Genomic DNA, 19,188 nt, shown 5'->3' on the forward strand with positions numbered 1-19,188 from the left:
TGATTTAAATAGAAGGTAGAGACGAACTAGAACAAAATCTAAGCTAAAACAAAAGTAGACCTTTACAATTTTCAAATTCTGAAGAAAATCCTTATTAAAGTTTTTCTGGTTTTATCTTTAATGCACCTTCTTTGGTTTTATTCTCTTACGCGTTCCACTAGTTTGTCTTGCGTATAGTCTGTTTTGCTTATTCTTTCAGTTTCATCGGTTCGCCGCAACAGTCCATATCGCCGGTGCAGCCTGCAGAGCAGCTGTTATCTACGCATTCATTTACTACCTGTAGTTCAAACCCGCACCTCTCACAGACAAGTATTTGGCCCTGTTTCAGATCGGTACAATTCATTGCATACTCCCCTTATATACTTGACAGAAAAAATATGTAATTTAGATTAAAATTGGTTTTGAAACAAAGATTCTGAAAATTGGTCTGCTTATCGATAATTCAAACTTATTCAGAAATTTCTTCAAGGCTTTTCCTTGCAACGCAACCTTCAAGGGAAGCATCTGCAACGGCTTTTGCAACCGCAGGCACCACGTGCTTATCGAGAGGGTCAGGGATAATATAATCTTCTGAAAGCTCGCCGGCAGTCACAATATTTGCAAGGGCACGGGCTGCTGCCATTTCCATTTCAGAGGTTATCTTCCTTGCACAGGTACCAAGAGCCCCTTTGAAGACTCCGGGGAAACTCAAGCAGTTGTTGAGCTGGTTTGGAAAATCCGACCTGCCAGTCGCAACGATTCTTGCACCCGCTTTTTTTGCAGCATCGGGCATAATTTCTGGGACAGGGTTTGCCATAGCCATTACAATAGCATCTTTTGCCATTGAGTGAACCATATCCTCGGTTACGATCCCTCCGACCGAGACTCCTATAAAGAGGTCAGCTCCCGGCAAAGCTTCTTTTAGCCCTCCTTTTAACTTTTCAGGGTTCGTAAGCCTTGCAACTTCTTCTTTTACAGGGTTCATGCCTTTTTCCCGCCCTTCATATACAATTCCCTGGCTGTCGCAGGTAAGGATTTTTGCTGGATCTGCTCCTGCCCTTACAAGGAACCTGAAAATTGCAACCCCTGCAGCCCCAAGTCCTGAGATTACTATTTTTAGTTCGCTCAACTCCTTTTTTACAATTTTAAGGGCATTAAGGAGCCCGGCAAATACGACAATGGCAGTTCCGTGCTGATCGTCGTGGATAACAGGAAGGTCAAGCTCTTCCCGCAACCTTGCCTCAATTTCAAAACACCGGGGTGCACTTATATCTTCAAGATTAATGCCCCCGAAGACCGGAGCCAGGTTTTTTACCGCTTTAATAACCTCTTCGGTATCCTGAGTGTCCAGACAGATCGGAAAAGCATCTATGCCGGCAAATTCCTTGAAGATTATAGCTTTTCCTTCCATAACCGGCAGAGCCGCATAAGGACCTATGTTCCCAAGCCCGAGTACAGCTGATCCGTCAGTTACGACAGCAACCGTATTTTTCTTAAGAGTGTACAGGTAAACAAGATTCGGATTTTCGCTAATTTTCCGGCAGGGTTCGGCAACTCCAGGCGTATAGGCAACGCTTAAGTCGTGAATTGTACGCAGATGAACTTTGCTTGCAACTTCAAGTACGCCTCCAAGCCTTCTATGCATTGCAAGCGATTCCTGATACAATGAAGTGTGCACGTCATTCTCATTTTTGATACCCTGTTCAGAAATCTTTTGAGAAGTTGTTTCAGAGCCCTTCTCTACATTTCCTTCCAGATCTTTTTCCGTGTTTGAAACCAAACGAACATCTCTAATTTTACTAGCCCCCTGTTGGTATAAAGAACAGTTCCGGAAAGGGAAATTTCCGAAAAACTGGTCATTAAAAAGCACGTTGTTGCTCAATAATCTGTACAAACCATAAATAAATCAAGTGGAATGAAATTCAGAAGATTTGTTTCTCTTCAGAAAGAGATATACCATTTCAGGAGAATTAATCTGTATGCAGATAAAAGGAATTGCACGTGATACTCTTGATTTTATCCTCGAAGCTAGCAGGTCAATGGCTCCTGAAGAGTTTGCCGGGCTTTTGCAGGAAAAGGACGGAATAATCACCGAGGTACTTATCCTGCCCGGAACGGAGTCCAGCGACTCAAGTGCAGTCCTCAGGCTTTATATGATGCCGAATGTAAAAGCTGCAGGTTCGGTCCACAGCCATCCCGGACCTAACCGAAGGCCGTCAAAAGCTGACCTGCGTCTCTTTTCGAAAACAGGAAACTGCCATATTATAGTGGGTAGTCCTTACAGCAGGCAGAGCTGGACCTGCTATGATAGGGAAGGAAATATCAAAGAGCTTCCTGTCCTTGATATAGAATTCGAAGAAGATATGGAAATTTGAGAAGACAAGACTTGCATGACTACATCTCCTGTAAAATGTAGTTATTGTTTAAATCAATACCCGGACAAACTCGAGCCAATATTCCTGCTTTATTCTCCAGAATAACCGATTAGTTTATTCACTGTAGTGATAATTTTACCGTTTTTTACAGTAATACCTGAGAAGATAGTGATTTTTCTCCGGAACCTGTCTGCTGCCTGCCTTATTACCTACCAAAAACATTTTATTTACAGATACGCATTATTTATGGGATACATCCTGCACGTTTATTTGAAGGCAGGAACTTTAGCTCAAAGTATGTATCCGGGAAATATATCTGGAACTCAAGATCCAGATAGCCTTCACGTATCTGGAGGTAGTAATCTTAATGCCTACATGCCAAGACTGCAGATTTTATACGGCTATTGATGAGATAAAAGGCGAATGCTTCAGCCTCGGATTTGAAGTACGCGGGAAAACCGATTCCAAGAAGTGCCCGGAGCGGGCTTTCAGGCCAAATAAAAGTCCCAAATCGAAAAAAGCCGGAGCGGCAAGGTACTAACATGAATAACGGATCGGGGACGAAAAAACTCGTTAAATGAGGTTGAAAGTGTAAAAAATACATTGATCAAGCCTCCAGCTGGACAAAACACCGGAAAGCGCAAAAAAAATCTTTTTTCTGCTTGCCGGATCAAACGAATTTTAAGTTAGTCCCATTTCTTTCCTTTTTATATCTTCTTTTTTACTTTTATGTTTCTTTATACGCTAACTTTTGATATTTTATTCAAACTTGCCTAATTTTTATCAATTGAAATAAGATAAAGGAAAGACTAAACCTCATACCTGACAAGGCAGAATAGATATGCCGCTTTTGTCAGATGTGATCAGTAACTTTCCAGATATCCTTTAATGTTGATCTTTCGATCAATATGCTTTTTGATCTCCGGAAACAACAATATATTCAGATCTGGTCTCTGTATCCGATCCATTTGCATTCGTTACTGTAAGGCTTACATTATATTTTCCAGGTTTGGTAAATGAGTAGTATCCTCTGGATTGCCAGACTCGGAAAGGATGCTTATATCCTGTATCCCGATGTCCACACTTTCGTTATAGGAACCTGGATAAACGAGAATTAGATCCCCTGAAGAGGAACAGTTTACTGCTTCCTGAATCGATTTATAATCCGCATCTGAACCATTATTATCTACTTAATTTCCCTGGCGGATGCAGGGTTATAAGCTGTAAAAATAAAAAAGACAGCAATCGCTAAAAGAACAGTTAATTTACTTTCCCACATCTGTTACTCCCCTCTAAACCAGAAATACGAAATTACTAAAACCCTACAAAGTCCTGAGAATTGGCTATTTAAGAGCTGTTAAATCTTATTTTCCGGATTTTATATAACCATTTATAGGAATTGCGAATGCAAAGGTACTCCCCTCCTCCTGGACGCTCCTGAACCAGACATACCCTCCGTGCAGGTGTACAATCTGTTTAACCAGAGAGAGCCCAAGCCCGGTTCCCTGGGAGCTTTTCGAGAGAAACGGATCAACCTGGCTGAAGGGCTTGAAAAGTTTGCACTGGTCTTCAGCTTTGATCCCTATTCCATGATCCTTAACCGTTACTTCCACCATATCTCCTTTCTTTTTTGCCTCTATTTTCACAGGACTATTTTCATAGGAGAACTTTATAGCATTATCCAGGAGATTGTACATTACCTGGACAAACCTTGACTCGTCCGCACGGACAGTGGTAAGACCTTTATCCACATCGATTTCAATTGTGATGTTTTTACGGTCCGCGATTGGAGACAAAAGATTCTTTATCATGCTCAACTTATTAGTAAGTTCAAAATCTTTATATTCAAGCTCCAGTTTTCCGGCTTCTACTTTGGAAAGATCAAGAATGGCATTGATCAGATTCAGAAGATGCTTTCCACTTCTTGAAATATTGCCTGCATACTTTAGCTGCTTTTCATTCAACTCCCCAAAAGCCTGTTCATATAGAAGATCTGAGAATCCTATTATTGAGTTAAGCGGAGTTCTCAGTTCATGGCTCATATTTGCAAGGAATTCGCTCTTTGTACGGTTTGCAATTTCTGCAACTTGTTTTTCCTGGAAAAGTCTTTCAATTTCTTTCCTTTCGGTAATGTCCCTGAAGGTTTCCAGCACGCCTATGATTCTACCATTGTCATCAATCACCGGAGTTGCCTGGACAAACCATGAGTTTCCATCCTCTAAAGTAAATTCCTCTGACTCTTTATTTCCTGATGCAAAGATCTCTTCAAGTGGCAGGTGTTGAATCAGCAGATCGTCCATTCCCGGAGTGTCTTTAAGGTGTATTCCCCTTGCTTTTTCAAGGTCCATATGCATATATTCAAGCGCAGCTTTGTTTGCCCATACGAGATTATGTTCAGGATTTATGAAAATAACTATCTCGTTCAGAGAGTCAAGCAGGACTTTCTTTTCTCGTTCCTGCCTTTTTATTTCATGTTCTGTCAGTTCGATTTCATTCAGCATCCCGTTTATTTCCCTTGAGAGGCGGTAGAGTTCATCGTTGTCTTTCAGGTCCAATCTTCTGGAAAGATCTTTTTCCGACCTGACCCTTGTAACGAAATTATCAATTTCGATAAGTCTTGAAACAAAGAAATTGTCAAGTGCAAATTTAACTCCAATACCTGTCACAAGCCCGGTTAGGATAAGGAAAAAATACATATTATCCAGAGTTTTTTTGCTGTTCAGGTAAAGGTCTCTTGAGAAATCAGTTCTCATAATAAGAGCAGGCTGGCCTGAAATGTCCATTAACCCGAAATACCCTGCTATTATCTCTTCGCTAAGAGGCTTGACAATGGCTCTGTCAGGGAACTCTGAAAAGTTTTGGAACCTTTCCTGTAAATCGGAGGGCATACCTTCATCTGCTCGGTACATCAAAATTGAAGAGCTGACACTTTCTTTAAAATAATAAAGAAGGTCACTGTCAAAGTACCTCCCGAAAATTAGAGTGCCCTTCACGGGTCCTTCATACCTTGTCGTAAGGATAGGGTGACAGGAAATATATATAGGGTTTTCATCAAGCAAAACATAACCGCGGATAACATCATGCTCTGTTTTTGTTGAGAGCTTCCCACTTTCTACCAGTTTTATAAGCTCTTCCGGAACCGGCTTCTCCTTTTCGGTGTTAATATCTATCGATTTTGAGTAAACAAGCGAGCCGGTCTCATTAACAAAAAGCATAACATTTACTTTGAGTCCGGCAAGAGTCTGATTCTGAAGATTTACGTTTATATACTCCTGGTTTCTGTCATCGATAAAACGATAAGTATCATCCCAGCAGGACCAATCCTGAACCATTTTATCAAGATACCTCTGTTCGGCATAAACCACGTTCTGCAACCTTTCAACATCATTCAATGTATTTGCCTGTTCAAGCCCCAAAAAGTTAGAAAGCTGAAGGTTGTAAGTGAATGCATAGGTAGTAGTAAGAACTGCAAAAATTAAAATTGTTATTATAAAAATTTTTTTGCTAATATCCGTTCCTGACACCCCTGGACCCTGGATAAAGAATGGCTGAAAAGTAAGACAGCATTATCATTAAAAGGTGAGATAAGTATATAAGCCTAGGTTGACATTGTAAGAAAATTAATTAATAAGTAACATTTATTCCGCCAATTATGCTCTACAATTAAATATAAAAAATTGGGCTGAACTTAAATACTCATCAGTAGAAATTTGATTATATGGCGGATAAAAGTCCAGCGATTCTTTAACTACGAGTTTTGTGTCCCTGATTACGTACTTATTTGAGAATCCTGGGAATTAAAATTAGTAGCAAATATGTCCGTGCATTTGTTCAGGGAAGTGCGGGGCATACTCTCCAGAGGCACAGTTCTTACTTACTGGTGGGTGTCCCCGTCGAGAGGGTCTCAGATGTGACCTCAAGGATTTCCTGGGCTATCTGGATAAGTCTGAACCATGTGTTCAGGGCAGAACGCAGGGAAACCGTATCTTCGGCTTTAACCGTAAGTATAAGGCAGTTTGTACCTTCAAGGGACAGCCCTATTCTTGACCTTTCAGAGAAGTTATCATTAAGTTCGGGAAGGACAGCCTGATAAATCTTTTCGGCAGTTTCGGTTTCAAATGTAAACTCTGCGGAAAGTTTCAAAAAATTCCTCCTGAGAAGAAACTTGGCTTAAAACCTTAAATTTAAACCTGGCTCTTTAACCAGATACGGATTCTAATTTTAACTTTTTGGTCCAGGATCAGAAAGTCGATTTCAAAAAACGGGTTGAAAGAGGTACTGGTCAGTACTTCTTGAAGCCCTTGACAGTTAACTTAAAAAGGGACTTCCCGCTGCCCATGAGATCAACCTCTTTTTCTCCTGCCACAATCAGTGTGGAACTGGGAGGAAGCTGATCGATCTTATCCTCTTCTACCCTATTAAAACGGAAAAAAGACTCAAGTGCGTCCGCAATCTCTCCCTTGCCTGTAAACACCGGTTCAACGTCCGGAAACCAGTAAGAATCGATTTCTTCAGAATACCAGTCTGAAAACCTGAGGGAAAAAAGAAGTTTTCCTGCATCGTCGTAAAAGGCAAGCTCCCCGGGATTTCCGTGGTACTCCCCTATGACTATCAGAGGCCCGCCCTCTGCAAACTCGAGAAGTTCCTGCATGCCCATCTTGCCACGGGAAATGCACCTGCCGGCAATAAAGCGCGAAAGGAGTTTGCAAAGCGTCCGAGTCTTTGCAGAAGGTTTGCGAGAAGAAGTAACTAACATGCTTCCTTTGATGAGATTAGAGTATTTTTCACTTTCGCTCCACCTGAAGATTATTTTAATTTTCTGCTTTCACTGAAAATAAGCATACTACCGTCAGCGAAATTCACTTAGCATGACTGCCGGATAAGATGCAAGTTCCTGATTCGACCCGATTTTCCAGAAAGGCCTTTCATGCGGTACTTTCGGGAATGTTCCTGAGGGCTTCTGACTTATGAACAGACCCCGGACAAATAGAGGTACTCTTCATGAGGATCAAAAGCACGTGTTACAAGAAGGATAATAAAAAAGAAAATATAAAGAAAATCATGATTTAATAGAAATTCTATTACTTTTTTTCATGCATCTAAATTCAGTTTCGTATGGAGAGACATATTCCATTATTTTCTGGCAAAATCCGTAGGATCTGTTATATTTTTCACATTCTCCACATGTTGATGGCGTCTTGTCCGTTATTTCGCCCCCTTATATTGCTTTAATCATAATTTTTTTTAAATCATTGTGGGAAATCTTCAACTGAGTGTTCCATATTGTCAAATTCTTTTAGACAGGTCTTACATCATACATTATTATTTTTAAATTTCTTCGTTTTTTTAGATATTCTGTAATAGATGATATCTAACTGTAAATATTATTGTGCACAGTTATATACTTATCTGCACTTCTTCTCATACCTTAAAAGCTTATACTCAATTATCTGTGATGAAGGAAAGCAAGTCTAACCCTGATAGCAAAAATCCGAAATAGGAGAATCATGTGGAAAAAACAAATAAAAAAAGAGAAATTTAAGATATTTATTAGTACTTGACCGGACTAGAACCATATCTTGAACCAGTTCTTTTTTCGCCTTCTTCTTTTGTTTTAAATTCTTCTTTTGTTTTAAATTCTTCTTTTGTTTTGAATTTCTGTGCTTTTGTTTTAATTTCTTGTACTTTTGTATTAACTATTATGTTTTTGTTTTAAACCATTCGACTTTTTAATATAAATGCATTACACAAAGATGGAATTCATTTTTTATATTTAATCTGGGCAAACTATCTCTTTGTTAAGTAAGGAGGTAACTTTTATAATATTATTTAAAGAAAAGTATAATATTTATCCTGTCTTTTATCGGGCTATCTTCTTTCTAAGAACCTGCTATACAGAAAGAAGATATTTTGGTGTGGAGCAGAGGAGTGAATGTGTCTGAAAGAACGCATCCTTTATTGAGCGTTCGAGCAACTTGGTGAGGATGAGGAGATGGGGGAAGACGACTGATGATATTACATCTCACTCAAAAATTCGTAGGTTTGAATTTCATACCTCGTACTATAACCATCAAGATATATATATAAAGCTAAAAAAGTGTACGCTACTGAAATATATTCACATCACTGGTTTTTAGAAAGTTACCCTAACAAAAATTTCCTCTCTTTTTATGGCGAATTCATGACAAACTTTTGCATCTCTGACTACATAGGAACAGGAAAATCAGCTGCCATGGACAAAGGTACCGTCCAAGAGATTCGTATATACAGGGATAATTGAGATTATCCCTTATCTTTTTTCAAATATCTTTATGTACTATAATTTAATAGAGAATCAGCGGAAAATACCAAAAAAATATGTGCTGATAAATCACTCGATTTTGAAAACAGAAGCAGAGCCGGACTTTTTGAAACCCTATTGCAAAACAGCTTCCAGCAAAACAAGGATTGAAACAATAAAAAACAAAGGAGGAAAATATATAATAAGAACTGAAGATGATTGGGATAAGAAACTTAAGCCAGATATGAAATACTATCGAGGCTGGCATTTGATAGTTCTGGTCGTTCTTATGCTTGTCAACGCATATATGGAAATTAAATGGCTTTTCTTTAGCTAAAATTTGCTATTTTACCAGCTTATCCCAAAATCAATTTTTCTTGGTATTTTTTACAATTTTACTGTGAAATTTACATTTTAACATTTTACAGTAAAACTATACACATTTTTACTTTTGACTTGAAACCAATGCCTCCCATTTATTCGCTCTTTCCAGAACATGAGAGTTAAGAGTAAACGGCTTATCTGATTTTTTTCAAAAAGATAACATTGAGCAGTAGAAAAGAGATTAATAGCTTAATTCGTTTATCTGTTAATGGTGAGGTCTTAATGGATAATATCAAAGCTACCGGAGAACAAATCTCCAACGCTGTCCTGGACAACATTTACCAGCGTAGATCCGTGCGCAATTATTCCGATAAGGAAGTTCCCGACGAAATAATCAGGGAAATTATCAGGGCGGGAACATATGCACCAAGCGCCGTGAATAAGCAGCCTTGGCGGTTTGTAGTCGTGAAAAACAGGCAGCTCATCGATGAATATGACGACCGCGCCAGAAAGGTTTTCCTCGCTGCATACGGGGATACAAAAAACCCGGACCTGGTCAGATATGTACAGCATTTATCAAAACCGACAACCCGGATCCTCTATGGGGCACCTGTTTTCATCCTGGTATTTGCGTCTCCCGACGTTATCGATGACAATGACTGTGCTCTAGCGGCGGAGAACATGATGCTTGCAGCTCAATCTTTAGGGGTCGGAAGCTGCTGGATTGGTCTGGCAGCAGGGCTGGGTAATGATAAGGAATTCCAGAAGGAAATGGGAGTGCCTGAGGGACACAAGCTTATAGCACCGCTGATCTTTGGGTACCCGGCGAAGGAAAATCTGAAGGCGCCTGCACGTAACTCTGATGTTATTTTAAAATGGATTGATTAATTCCAAAATAAAAAAAATAGTGACTGAGAGGGGAGGTTTTATTCACCCCAAACGCGAAGGGCAAAACATGCATCTGGGATAAAATCCGCTCAATCACGAGATATATGTGTCTACTTATTGGCATGATTTTTATTTTTAGCAAGAGTTCATATAATTATCACTTTTACAAAAAGTGATTCATCGGTTTAATCATGCCGCATTCTTTTATTGATATTCAGGCATATATATCTGTCTCAAATTTATTAATTAGTAAAAATTTTTTATATTTAGATATAAAAATATTACAAAGTTAAAAGATAAAAAGTTTTGGGCTAAGGCTAATTTGTGTTAATTATATCAAAAAGTCAGAAAAGCTACCAAATTCTGAGAAGTAGGAAGAAGGTGAAAAATAGCGGAAAATTGAGATATGTACTGTCCGGACAGGAAACATCTGTTTTTGTCCGTCCAAGTACTTGAAAACGGTTTTTATCCAGACAACCATCGTTTTGCGTCTTATTTGGCAAGAGGAGTAACTAACATACTCCTTACTCGGCCTTGATGCGCTTAATGGTTGTAGGACGCTCTTTTACCAAGATTCTGTGTCCGCAGTACGGGCACCTTATGCCGGTGTACTCGTAGTCAATTTCCACTTTCTGTTTACAGCGAGTGCACTTATATCCCATACAACCTCACGTACCTGAAAAGTGTTTGTTTACTTTGCCTCAGCAATGTTCTTCATTGTGCGCAGCAGGGTCTGACCAACGCTTGTGTAAGGGATGTAAGTCCCGCCTGCGAAGGTGTGTCCGCACTTGCTGCATTTCCAGATCCCTGTACCAATCCTTCCCACTGTAGGACGGGCACATTTGGTGCATACATGCGGAGCTCGCATGCGTTCTTCCAGGTCTGCGACAAGCTTTCTGTCTTTTCTCCCGTACCTGGGACCAAACCTGCCTGCAGATCTGGAAATTCTTCCTTTCTTAGTGAATTTTTTTGCCATCGTTATAACTCCTTAAACGTAAATGTTAAGCCAGAAGGGATAGAACCCGGAGCCTTCTGCGGGACGGTTCACCCTGAGGCAAAGGTCTTCTATCACCTTAAGACATGCACTTAGACCGTAATACTGGCATTTAATATTTATATTTAATTAATCCTGCCTGATTTACTCGCTTTTTGCAAGTCCTTCAAGATAGAGCGCACGAAGTTCGGCTGCCTTTTCGAGTGCCAGGTCTATTGCCTCGAAAAGCTCTTCCTCGGTAAGAGGGGCAGGACCCATTTTCTGCATGCCTGCAACAGACCCGTCCGAACTGGAAACTATGGTCAGTTTTGTTTCACAAACTGCTTCCTCATCAAGGGAGGGATCAACCATCAGCTTTGAGCCTATCTTTGCAAGGGTTATGCCAACAGGCATTTCTTTCATTGCAAGGGGCACATTCTCGCCCAGTCCCTGCTGTTCATTCGGGACCATAGTGGTCATGAGGGCTGCAATTGCAGCAAGACAGGATGCATCAATGATATTTCCGTCATCATTCAGGATATGGACATCTATAAAGACAATCCATACGGATTCTCCAACCGTTATGCAAAGCTTCTTTATATCAATTGCGCCTGATTCCCTGATTCCCCTGTCAACAACCCTTGCCATTTCGATTGCTTCTTCTCTAGGAGGCCCGGGCTCAAACTCAGGAGAAGCTATGGGATTAAGTTCAAGGTTGGTGATGATCACGCCTTCATCCTGGGAATCCGGGAACGGGGTTCCGGTCTGAAGTTTCACACCTACAAGCACCTGGGTGTTTCCGAGGGTGACCTTCGCGGAGCCTTCCGCTTTGGAAATGACATTTGTTTCAAGCTTTAAATCCCTGAAATCTTTAAACCCACGCCCATCCTGGCGATTTCCTTTAATCAGCAGATTGTAAATGTAATCCTTCTTAAGTGTGGCTATGATTTCACTCATCTTTTTCACCCCTGGTTCCGGCTTCAGAGGGGTCTTTTACTACCTTCCAGGGACCTTCGGACTTTTCTTCTTCAGGTTCTTCTTCAGGTTCTTCTTCTGTTTCTACTGCTTCAGTGGAAACTCCTTCGGTTTCAACCTCAGGTTCGACCTCAGTCTCTGGTTCTACAGGTTTTTCTGAGACAATGGTTTCCTCAACTTCAGCTTCTTCTGAGATCTCTTCCCCGGAAATTTCCTCGGTTTCGAGTCCTATTTCCTCTTCAGCTTCTCTGGAAGCAGCTTCTCTCTCGAGCCTGGCTTCAATCTCGTCAAACTCTTTCAGTTCAGGAGCAGCTTCAAAAGAGGCTTCAAATTCAGCTTCGTCTTCGAGAGCTTCCTCTTCAAATTCTTCCTCCTCGAGCTCTTCTCCCAAATCTTCCTCTAAATCTTCCTCCAAATCTTCCTCTAAATCCTCTTCAGGCTTAGCTTCTTCCTCAAAAGCTTCCTCTTCAAACTCCTCTTCTTCGGTTTCGAACTCTTCTTCAACCTCTTCTTCGAGTTCTTCTTCAAAGTCAGGAATTACCTCGCTGGCAAGGACTGCTGATTCAACTGATTCTTCTGAGATCTCTGCTCCAGGTTCTTCGGTTTCCTCAAGCGCTTCTTCAACAACTACTGCTTCAGGAACAGACTCTGGTTCTTCTTTTTCGCCTTCTTTCTCAACTTCTGCTGTTTCTTCAGAAATTTCTTCAACAGGGGTCTCAAACTTCTTTCTCAGGACTGCCTGCTGGATTTCAAGAATCTCCTTGCAGCCCTTCTTTACGAGTTCCAGGCCCTTCTTGATTTCTTCAGGAGTCAGGTGCCCGTCCATCTGGATAAGGGTAATTTCTCCGTCCTGGGTCATTGCTACAGGGAAATCAGCTTCTCCATAGTTGTCCTCTTCTTTGTTAAGGTCAAGCACAATCTGCCCGTCAACTTTCCCGAAGGCACAGGAGGTAATGAGTCCCTTCATGGGAATTCCGGCGTCTGCAAGGGCTATGCTTGAAGCATTGATTGCTGCTGTTCTTGTCCCTGCGTCAGCCTGAAGCACTTCTACAAAAATATCAATTGCTGTTTTCGGAAACAGCTCGGCCATAATCACAGGTTCGAAAGCTTCCCTGGAAACCTTTGAAATTTCGATGCTCCGCCTGCTGGGTCCCGGACGAGCGCGGTCTTCCACGGAGAATGATGCCATATTATATCTGTAACGGATAACTGCCGCATCTGCGCGCTGGCTGCGGCGGGGATGAGCTTCCCTGGGGCCAAATACACCTACCAGGATCTTGTTCCTTCCCCATTCAAGATAACATGAACCGTCGGCTCGTGAAAGTACGCCGATCTCAATTTTCATGGGCCTTATCTCATCTGCACGTCTCCCATCAAGGCGCAGCCCATCGTCAGTGATTAATGTTAAATTTTCAGGTTTATTACTCATACTTTAATCTCCAAACAACTCCTAAACCAAAATACTCTTTAGAGAAGCTTACCTAAATTCTCCTGACTCTATCCGGAACTCAATCCTTCGGGTCCAGCAGTACATCGATCTTCCTGTATATGTCTTCGGAATGATCTTCCTTTGCCACACTCACACCTTTCTTCTCATTTTTAAAAAATTTAACGGGCTTGGACTCTTTCTTTTTCATCCGTTCATTTTTCAAAAAATTGTAGATCCGGTCTGTCAACCCGGAACGCTGGGCTTCAGCTTCGATTTTCCGGAGAGCTTTGCTCAAAAGCTCTATATCCTCATCCTTTCCATCGATCCATATTCTGCCGTTCTGGCCTACGAAAATGCTGCAGTTTGTCTCTTTCTTCAGCATTGAGATCATGGAACCGCCGTGTCCTATTACACGGGGAACTTTCACAGGCTCAACTTCAACAATCTGACCTGTTTTGAGTTTATGAAGGTTCGGATCCCTCAGAGCGAGCTCTATTTTCATGGAGCTATCCACATCTTTTACCCTGAGAATTACAGAATCGCCTACATCCAGAATTTCAGGCATTTCTCGGGATTCGACTCTTCTAGGATATTCGGATACATGGAGCAGACCGTCGTAAGGCGCTGCAATATCCAGTATCCAGTTGGATGGAGTAACCACAATAACGATCCCTATCACCACATCATTCACTGAGGGGATATACGCTCCTGCAAGTGGGATCACTCCAACTTTATCCTCTTTACGGTTCTCAATACCGCAAAGCGAAGAATAGATCTTGTCGTTCTTGACATACGTCCCGTATCCGGCTTTTTTCTGGTTCTCGGATAACAGGTCACCAGGGATCACTATTTTTTTATCCATCCAACGTCCTCTTATAAAAGTTTAGTCTGAGCCTCTCCCTTTGTGAGATGATTTATAAGAGCGTAAAAATCAGTCTGGACTCCTGCAGGAATCCTTACCACTGCAATCCATGAGCCGTCACGCTGCCATTCTTCCTTCGTAATGGTTCCGGCTTTGGAAATATCTCCATATGCTTTGGGGGCATACTCGGGAGGGATTTTTACAGCAATATTAATTTCTTCAAAGCGTATAGGGATAAGCGGGCGAATGGCTTTCATTGTAATGGCTACCAGCTGATCCACGCTTTTTAAAGGGTCTATGTGCACCTTTGCCTCTTCCATTGCTCTTTCTATCCTTGCGGGAGGGTGTGGTGCTCTAGTCTGAGGGTTTATAGCATTTCTGGAAATGGTATAGATAACCTTTTTCTTTTTCTCTTCAAGCATTCGTTTTCTCTGCTCAGCGGTAAGCTGAAGCTCTCCGCTTTTCAGGATCACGGCAGCAATCTCAAAGGGGTCGGTTGTCTCAAAAGAGTTGAGAATATCGGACTCCGCTGCCCGGTCCCCTCTGTTTGCATCTTCGAAGATAGTTTCAACTGCCAGAATGTTTTCGAGGTTTACTTCTTCACCTCGCTTATAGGCCAGAGCCCCTTCGGGTTCTACCAGGACTTCGAAATGTTTGCTGCCTCTTTTGAGCCGGGCAGTCACTGCCTCGTCCAGGGACACCATTTTCGAATACCTTCTCTAAAATATAGGGTTTGAGAATCAGAATTCTCTGATTACTCATTCTCTAAATACTTATAGGTTTTATTCTTTGCTTTCGGTTCCCTTGTGCTTCTCAAGGATCTGCTGAACATAGTTCTCAACTTCTTCAGGGCCTAATTTCCTGAACTTCTTATCCTGAAGGGACACAACACCCACTTCAAGGGTTCCGGCATCAAACTTGCCTTCAGCAGCTTTGTAGAGCGCATCCATACCAAGGAGGATAGCAGCATCAATATTCATATCTTCCCTGTAGTCTGCCTCAAAGACCTCAACAACTGCATTTCTACCTGCGCCTATGGCTGTTGCCTTGTACTCAAGGAGAGCGCCGCTCGGATCGGTCTCAAAGAGTCTTGGCTTGTTATCGTCCACGCCTGCGATCAGGAGTGCAGTTCCGTACGGGCGAACTCCTCCGTACTGGGTGTATGTCTGCTTGTGGTCACAGATTTTCTTGGAGATAACCTCCACACCTATGGGTTCGTCATAAGAAACCCTGTTTACCTGGGCTTCCACACGGGCCCTGTCGACAAGAGAGCGGGCATCTGCCACAAGCCCTGAGGTTGCGGCTCCAATATGATCGTCAATCTGGAATATTTTTTCGATTGATTCGGCTTCCACAAGCCTGCTTGTTATTCTCTTGTCAACCAGCAGCACTACCCCATCGGCTGCCTTAATTCCTACGGCTGTTGTTCCCCTTTTGACCGCTTCGCGGGCATATTCTACCTGGAAAAGTCTTCCGTCAGGGCTGAAAACCGTGATTGCCCTGTCATAACCCATCTGTGGTGCCATCTGCATATTCCGTATCTCCTTGCCTTAATTTATGTTCTATATTGTTTCAATTTTCCCGGCCAGAAACCGGCATTTTTCCTTAGGAATCTCAAATCCGCAGAATCGTGAGCTAAACCACCGCATGCCCGAAAAAGGCTTTGGTCAGTAAGCGTTAACCTGTGCGGATATCCTGAAAGCTCAGGAACTTAAAGTCCCGGACCCAGTGTTCAGGTAAGGAAACCGATTTTTGATTTCCTATAACATGTTTCTTCCTTATTAGAGTTTTTAACCATTTATGCGGGACTTTCAATCCTGAACCGATTTTTTGGACGAAACCAGAGGAAAATACCCCGGTTACAGGGAGTTTAAAGGCACTTTTACCCTGTAAAGCACGTTTATCAGGTATAACCCGGACTTACGCACTTATATTAGTTTTTTATGTTTTTTTACAGAGTCTGAAAGTCCATTCCAATGTTAACTATGTCCGTTAATAAAGTGTATTTACTCAGTTATAATGCTTATGAGAGTCCAGGGCTTTTCTGGCGTTTAATGTCAGATTTGAAACCTGTAAGGAGGAATTTCCCCCTGCAGTCCCTCTAAACCGAAATTCTGGAGTGCCTCCGATCCAGACCCTCAGATCACTTGTGCATAAACTACCAGGAGTCGATGCACAGCTGCTCTTCTGTCAATCAGTTCTGCCAATCAATATTATATTTTGTTACACTAATACTCATTCATTATAATATATATTAGATAGCTTATACGACAATTCCTGCAGTTTTCAGCCCTGATGACTTCAGCCTGAAATTCTTTTGCAAATAATTACTTTAAATAATTATTTTAAATAATTACTTAATACTGGATGATTGTACACCTGCAGGTTTCTGTCATTGCTTTAAGGTAGATTTTTTCCGGGTCATGTTTCATATAAACAAGACCGGATATAAGCAAAGCAACATATAAACCCTATGAGCCAGTTTATGTCTATTGTATGTAGAGGATATAGAATATCTGTATTTTTAATTAATTTTAAGCAGAATTAGACATGCTCAGCTTCCTAATAAATGTTCTTATGTAATTGTAAACTTTTTCATCAAACTTTTTAGCAAATATTAAAATTCTGCCGAATAACCGTCTGGTATAATTTTTAGATTAAAAGACGAAAATTCAGGACTCCAGGCCTCAGCCCTGATTTCTTCAGGTTTCAGGGCAAGTTTCCAGGACCCTAAATTCGGCTCTTCATAGTCTGACCCAGATCTTTAAAAGCCAATCCTGAAACTCAGGAGCTTAATTTACTTTCATTCTGCAGAAACTTCTCCGTAGCCCTTTTAACAGTACCGGAAGTTCCCAGTACATGGAGAGTTGCCCTTCTTCCGTTAATGCGGGTAAAAGCAGCAAGAGAGGCTCTTGTTTCCTTAACCTTTGTGTGGGAGCACTGGATGATTCCTTTTCCATTTTCAAATCCCAGTACCTTAATATCGCAGTCGCTGGTAGTAACATCTCCAAGTAATGATGACGCAGAAGAGATAACTTCTTTAACAATGTCACTTCTACTCGCAGGCTCTTCTGAGATCAGCTCAAAAGCAAGATAGCGCTTTTTAGCGCGGAGTGAAGGAAGCAGGCGCTTCAAAAGATATCCCCTCCTTCAAGAACTTCAATTCCTTCCCTTACATACCCGGGACCTGGGCGGTTCTTTTTCAGAATATTTTCCGGAACAGTACTTATAGCATCAAACGCCTCATCTTCTTCAAGCCCGCAGACCTCAGCAAAAGCAAGAGTTTCCATAGGGGAGCGCAGATCAAAGCAAGACATGGCATCACTGCACAGTACAAGAGAAAACTCGTATTTTCTGGCAAGCTCAAGATTTGCCTTAAGGTCGGACAGCATACGAATGCGCCTTGAACCCCTGGAATGTAAAAGAGGTCTCAGGGTAATGCCTATTGCAACCCCGTTTTCAGCAGCTGCTTTTGCCAGCACCTGGTTTAATCCACTGCTCCTGTCAAAAGCCGGATGATTCAGGATATCTACTCTGGAATTTTCAAGCGCAGCCCTGTTGACTGCTTCGGAGCCTCCGTGAACAATCAGGACATCCGTTGAGTTCCTGAATTTTCCAATCAAACCGTGAAGCTTCGAAGGGTTCTCTTCCACAAGCTCAATTCCCCTGAAGACCTCAAAACCCTCGATCGAAGGCAGAGGCGGTTTCTTATCAGGGAGTTTGTCAGAATGGTTAGCAAGTGCAATCCCGCTATATCCAAAATGCCGGGCAAGGGAAGCTAGCTCCTCAATAGTATTATCCCCGTCCGGAGCTGCATGAACGCAAAAATCATAAAACTTAGGTTTACCCAAACAATTCCTCCACTATGGCTCCGGCTTTCTCCCTGTTCTTCGGGTAGGTCTCGATCTTGACCTTTGCAATGATTGCATCCGAGGAGTTTGTCAGTTTTACCTGCTGCAAGTATGCAGCCTGCTTGTCGAAGCGGAGGTGAAAAACCATATCATCGTCCAGCCTTTCAGGCATTTCTTCCCTGAGCATGTCCACATCTTCTTCCGAAAAATTTCTCCGGACAAAACGGGCAAAGTTCAGGCATTCTGCCTTCTTTTTAAGCTGCACGCTAAGGATAGTAATAGGATTTCCGTGGTGCCCTTCAGCCTGGAGCTCCTCTACGAGTTTGCTCCCTTCCTTTACGCAGGCACCGGATAAAAAAAAATCCAGAGCCTCGCGGACTCTGGATGTGTCTTCGGTTGCGTGGGCGATCACACGCATTGTTATGTGGTGAATCACTTGCCTCGACTCTTGTGTACACGGATGCTCGGCCTGGTCTTTTCAGTACCCTTGCCACGTGTGGACATGCCTCTACCTTTCCGGCCTGCACTGGTCTTGCCCCTGGTGGCTCTGCCCCTGATGGACGGGTCGCAGATCCAGTTCAGGTTTTTGTCGCTCTTTATTACAGGGTGGTGAGGGTCTACAAGGATGACTTCAAACCACTTGTGCTTTCCGTCTTCTCCTACCCAGTAGGAGTTAAGGACCTCAAGGTTCGGGTATTTGCGGTCAGCACGGGCTTCAGCGATCCTCTGGATGCTCATTCCACCTGAGACCTTGTTCTTTCCCAGCTTCTGGGTTCTTCTTCCACGGTTTGGCCTTACATGACCAAGCCCTCCGCGGCGTACATTTACCCTGGCGACAACAATGCCTTGCTTGGCTTTGTATCCAAGGGAGCGTGCTCTGTCGATTCTTGTGGGCCTTTCAATTCTGGTCACAGACCCCTGCTTTCTCCAGACCTGTAAGCGCTCCCAGCGGAGTTCGTTCACATAGGTCTCATCAGGGTTTTTCCATGCATCACGTACGTATCCGTAAAAAGATTTTACCAATTTAAACACCAAGTTTCACTTATGTTTCACGGTTCAGCCCTGCCAGCAGGACCACATCCCAACGGGATCTAATCCCGAAAATGAAACATGCGATACAACTGAATCATCTGATTTAAAGCTTTGCCTGCAAAGTAAACGGTCAGAAAACCCCGGATAAACCCTAATATGAACAGATTTATATAAGTTGCTGATTTATATAAAACTGTTTGATGTAATTCAGGGGGAGATT

Annotated in this window: 20 protein-coding genes and 1 pseudogene; 4 read left to right on the forward strand and 17 right to left on the reverse strand. The window is 42.2% G+C overall.

The window, feature by feature from the left end; all coding sequences use genetic code 11:
* Positions 1-187 precede the first annotated feature (187 nt).
* Positions 188-343 (reverse strand): hypothetical protein, encoded by a 156-nt coding sequence (locus tag MSHOH_RS24720; protein ID WP_204245331.1) that lies wholly within the window; start codon positions 341-343, stop codon positions 188-190.
* Positions 344-448: 105 nt separating this feature from the next.
* Positions 449-1,759 carry an NAD(P)-dependent malic enzyme gene (locus MSHOH_RS14365; protein ID WP_082089364.1) on the reverse strand — a complete coding sequence of 437 codons (1,311 nt, stop codon included), beginning with the start codon at positions 1,757-1,759 and terminating at the stop codon, positions 449-451.
* Positions 1,760-1,958: 199 nt separating this feature from the next.
* Here MSHOH_RS14365 and MSHOH_RS14370 point away from each other — a divergent pair, with 199 nt between their 5' ends.
* On the forward strand, positions 1,959-2,354 hold the full coding sequence (locus MSHOH_RS14370; RefSeq protein WP_048140618.1) for a Mov34/MPN/PAD-1 family protein: 396 nt from the start codon (positions 1,959-1,961) through the stop codon (positions 2,352-2,354).
* A gap of 367 nt (positions 2,355-2,721) precedes the next feature.
* Positions 2,722-2,895: a hypothetical protein gene (locus MSHOH_RS24725; protein WP_204245332.1), complete on the forward strand. Its 174-nt coding sequence runs from the start codon at positions 2,722-2,724 to the stop codon at positions 2,893-2,895.
* Positions 2,896-3,257: 362 nt separating this feature from the next.
* On the opposite strand, the pseudogene MSHOH_RS26060 reads toward MSHOH_RS24725, so the two are convergent.
* From MSHOH_RS26060 to MSHOH_RS14385, 4 genes and pseudogenes are all read right to left on the reverse strand, one after another.
* Positions 3,258-3,332, reverse strand: a pseudogene (locus MSHOH_RS26060) (hypothetical protein); the annotation flags it as partial.
* Between the two features lie 386 nt (positions 3,333-3,718).
* On the reverse strand, positions 3,719-5,878 hold the full coding sequence (locus MSHOH_RS14375) for a sensor histidine kinase (protein ID WP_048140620.1): 2,160 nt from the start codon (positions 5,876-5,878) through the stop codon (positions 3,719-3,721).
* A gap of 346 nt (positions 5,879-6,224) precedes the next feature.
* Positions 6,225-6,497, reverse strand: coding sequence for a KEOPS complex subunit Pcc1 (locus MSHOH_RS14380; protein ID WP_048140622.1), 273 nt, complete (start codon positions 6,495-6,497; stop codon positions 6,225-6,227).
* 139 nt (positions 6,498-6,636) lie between these two features.
* Entirely contained in the window at positions 6,637-7,110 is a 474-nt protein-coding gene (locus MSHOH_RS14385; protein WP_048140623.1) for an rRNA maturation protein, read from the reverse strand.
* Positions 7,111-8,734: 1,624 nt separating this feature from the next.
* Here MSHOH_RS14385 and MSHOH_RS14390 point away from each other — a divergent pair.
* Together MSHOH_RS14390 and MSHOH_RS14395 are read left to right on the forward strand one after the other, a co-directional pair.
* Entirely contained in the window at positions 8,735-8,971 is a 237-nt protein-coding gene (locus MSHOH_RS14390) for a hypothetical protein (protein WP_158024188.1), read from the forward strand.
* Positions 8,972-9,180: 209 nt separating this feature from the next.
* The gene (locus MSHOH_RS14395) at positions 9,181-9,846 is read left to right on the forward strand and encodes a nitroreductase family protein (protein ID WP_082089365.1); all 666 of its coding nucleotides are present in this window, start codon (positions 9,181-9,183) and stop codon (positions 9,844-9,846) included.
* Positions 9,847-10,370: 524 nt separating this feature from the next.
* Here the strand turns inward: MSHOH_RS14395 and MSHOH_RS22925 are convergent.
* The 11 genes from MSHOH_RS22925 to MSHOH_RS14445 form a co-directional block, all read right to left on the reverse strand.
* Positions 10,371-10,508 (reverse strand): DNA-directed RNA polymerase subunit P, encoded by a 138-nt coding sequence (locus MSHOH_RS22925; protein WP_011021777.1) that lies wholly within the window; start codon positions 10,506-10,508, stop codon positions 10,371-10,373.
* A 29-nt stretch (positions 10,509-10,537) separates the two neighbouring features.
* Positions 10,538-10,822 carry a 50S ribosomal protein L37ae gene (locus MSHOH_RS14400; protein ID WP_048140628.1) on the reverse strand — a complete coding sequence of 95 codons (285 nt, stop codon included), beginning with the start codon at positions 10,820-10,822 and terminating at the stop codon, positions 10,538-10,540.
* A 162-nt stretch (positions 10,823-10,984) separates the two neighbouring features.
* Positions 10,985-11,785 (reverse strand): exosome complex protein Rrp42, encoded by an 801-nt coding sequence (gene rrp42 / locus MSHOH_RS14405; protein WP_048140629.1) that lies wholly within the window; start codon positions 11,783-11,785, stop codon positions 10,985-10,987.
* Positions 11,769-13,223, reverse strand: coding sequence for an exosome complex exonuclease Rrp41 (gene rrp41 / locus MSHOH_RS14410; protein WP_048140632.1), 1,455 nt, complete (start codon positions 13,221-13,223; stop codon positions 11,769-11,771). The genes rrp42 and rrp41 overlap by 17 nt, the downstream gene beginning before the upstream one ends.
* A gap of 79 nt (positions 13,224-13,302) precedes the next feature.
* Positions 13,303-14,085, reverse strand: coding sequence for an exosome complex RNA-binding protein Rrp4 (gene rrp4 / locus MSHOH_RS14415; RefSeq protein ID WP_048140634.1), 783 nt, complete (start codon positions 14,083-14,085; stop codon positions 13,303-13,305).
* An 11-nt stretch (positions 14,086-14,096) separates the two neighbouring features.
* Positions 14,097-14,789: a ribosome assembly factor SBDS gene (locus MSHOH_RS14420; protein ID WP_048140636.1), complete on the reverse strand. Its 693-nt coding sequence runs from the start codon at positions 14,787-14,789 to the stop codon at positions 14,097-14,099.
* Positions 14,790-14,867: 78 nt separating this feature from the next.
* Positions 14,868-15,617, reverse strand: coding sequence for an archaeal proteasome endopeptidase complex subunit alpha (gene psmA / locus MSHOH_RS14425; protein ID WP_048140638.1), 750 nt, complete (start codon positions 15,615-15,617; stop codon positions 14,868-14,870).
* A gap of 1,252 nt (positions 15,618-16,869) precedes the next feature.
* Positions 16,870-17,220 carry an Rpp14/Pop5 family protein gene (locus tag MSHOH_RS14430; RefSeq protein ID WP_048140639.1) on the reverse strand — a complete coding sequence of 117 codons (351 nt, stop codon included), beginning with the start codon at positions 17,218-17,220 and terminating at the stop codon, positions 16,870-16,872.
* Positions 17,217-17,936, reverse strand: coding sequence for a ribonuclease P protein component 3 (gene rnp3 / locus MSHOH_RS14435; protein WP_048140640.1), 720 nt, complete (start codon positions 17,934-17,936; stop codon positions 17,217-17,219). Before rnp3 ends, MSHOH_RS14430 begins: the two co-directional genes overlap by 4 nt.
* Positions 17,929-18,372: an RNA-binding protein gene (locus tag MSHOH_RS14440; RefSeq protein ID WP_082089366.1), complete on the reverse strand. Its 444-nt coding sequence runs from the start codon at positions 18,370-18,372 to the stop codon at positions 17,929-17,931. The genes rnp3 and MSHOH_RS14440 overlap by 8 nt, the downstream gene beginning before the upstream one ends.
* Positions 18,369-18,959 carry a 50S ribosomal protein L15e gene (locus tag MSHOH_RS14445; protein WP_048143511.1) on the reverse strand — a complete coding sequence of 197 codons (591 nt, stop codon included), beginning with the start codon at positions 18,957-18,959 and terminating at the stop codon, positions 18,369-18,371. Before MSHOH_RS14445 ends, MSHOH_RS14440 begins: the two co-directional genes overlap by 4 nt.
* Positions 18,960-19,188 lie beyond the last annotated feature (229 nt).

It is taken from the genome of Methanosarcina horonobensis HB-1 = JCM 15518 (genome assembly GCF_000970285.1).
GTDB lineage: Archaea > Halobacteriota > Methanosarcinia > Methanosarcinales > Methanosarcinaceae > Methanosarcina > Methanosarcina horonobensis.

Bases quoted from the DNA above. Each gene is read 5' to 3' on its own strand.
- MSHOH_RS24720 (WP_204245331.1), bottom strand. From the start codon at position 343: ATGAATTGTACCGATCTGAAACAGGGCCAAATACTTGTCTGTGAGAGG.
- MSHOH_RS14370 (WP_048140618.1), top strand. From the start codon at position 1,959: ATGCAGATAAAAGGAATTGCACGTGATACTCTTGATTTTATCCTCGAA.
- MSHOH_RS24725 (WP_204245332.1), top strand. From the start codon at position 2,722: ATGCCTACATGCCAAGACTGCAGATTTTATACGGCTATTGATGAGATA.
- MSHOH_RS14385 (WP_048140623.1), bottom strand. From the start codon at position 7,110: ATGTTAGTTACTTCTTCTCGCAAACCTTCTGCAAAGACTCGGACGCTT.
- MSHOH_RS22925 (WP_011021777.1), bottom strand. From the start codon at position 10,508: ATGGGATATAAGTGCACTCGCTGTAAACAGAAAGTGGAAATTGACTAC.
- MSHOH_RS14400 (WP_048140628.1), bottom strand. From the start codon at position 10,822: ATGGCAAAAAAATTCACTAAGAAAGGAAGAATTTCCAGATCTGCAGGC.
- rrp41 (WP_048140632.1), bottom strand. From the start codon at position 13,223: ATGAGTAATAAACCTGAAAATTTAACATTAATCACTGACGATGGGCTG.
- rrp4 (WP_048140634.1), bottom strand. From the start codon at position 14,085: ATGGATAAAAAAATAGTGATCCCTGGTGACCTGTTATCCGAGAACCAG.
- MSHOH_RS14420 (WP_048140636.1), bottom strand. From the start codon at position 14,789: ATGGTGTCCCTGGACGAGGCAGTGACTGCCCGGCTCAAAAGAGGCAGC.
- psmA (WP_048140638.1), bottom strand. From the start codon at position 15,617: ATGCAGATGGCACCACAGATGGGTTATGACAGGGCAATCACGGTTTTC.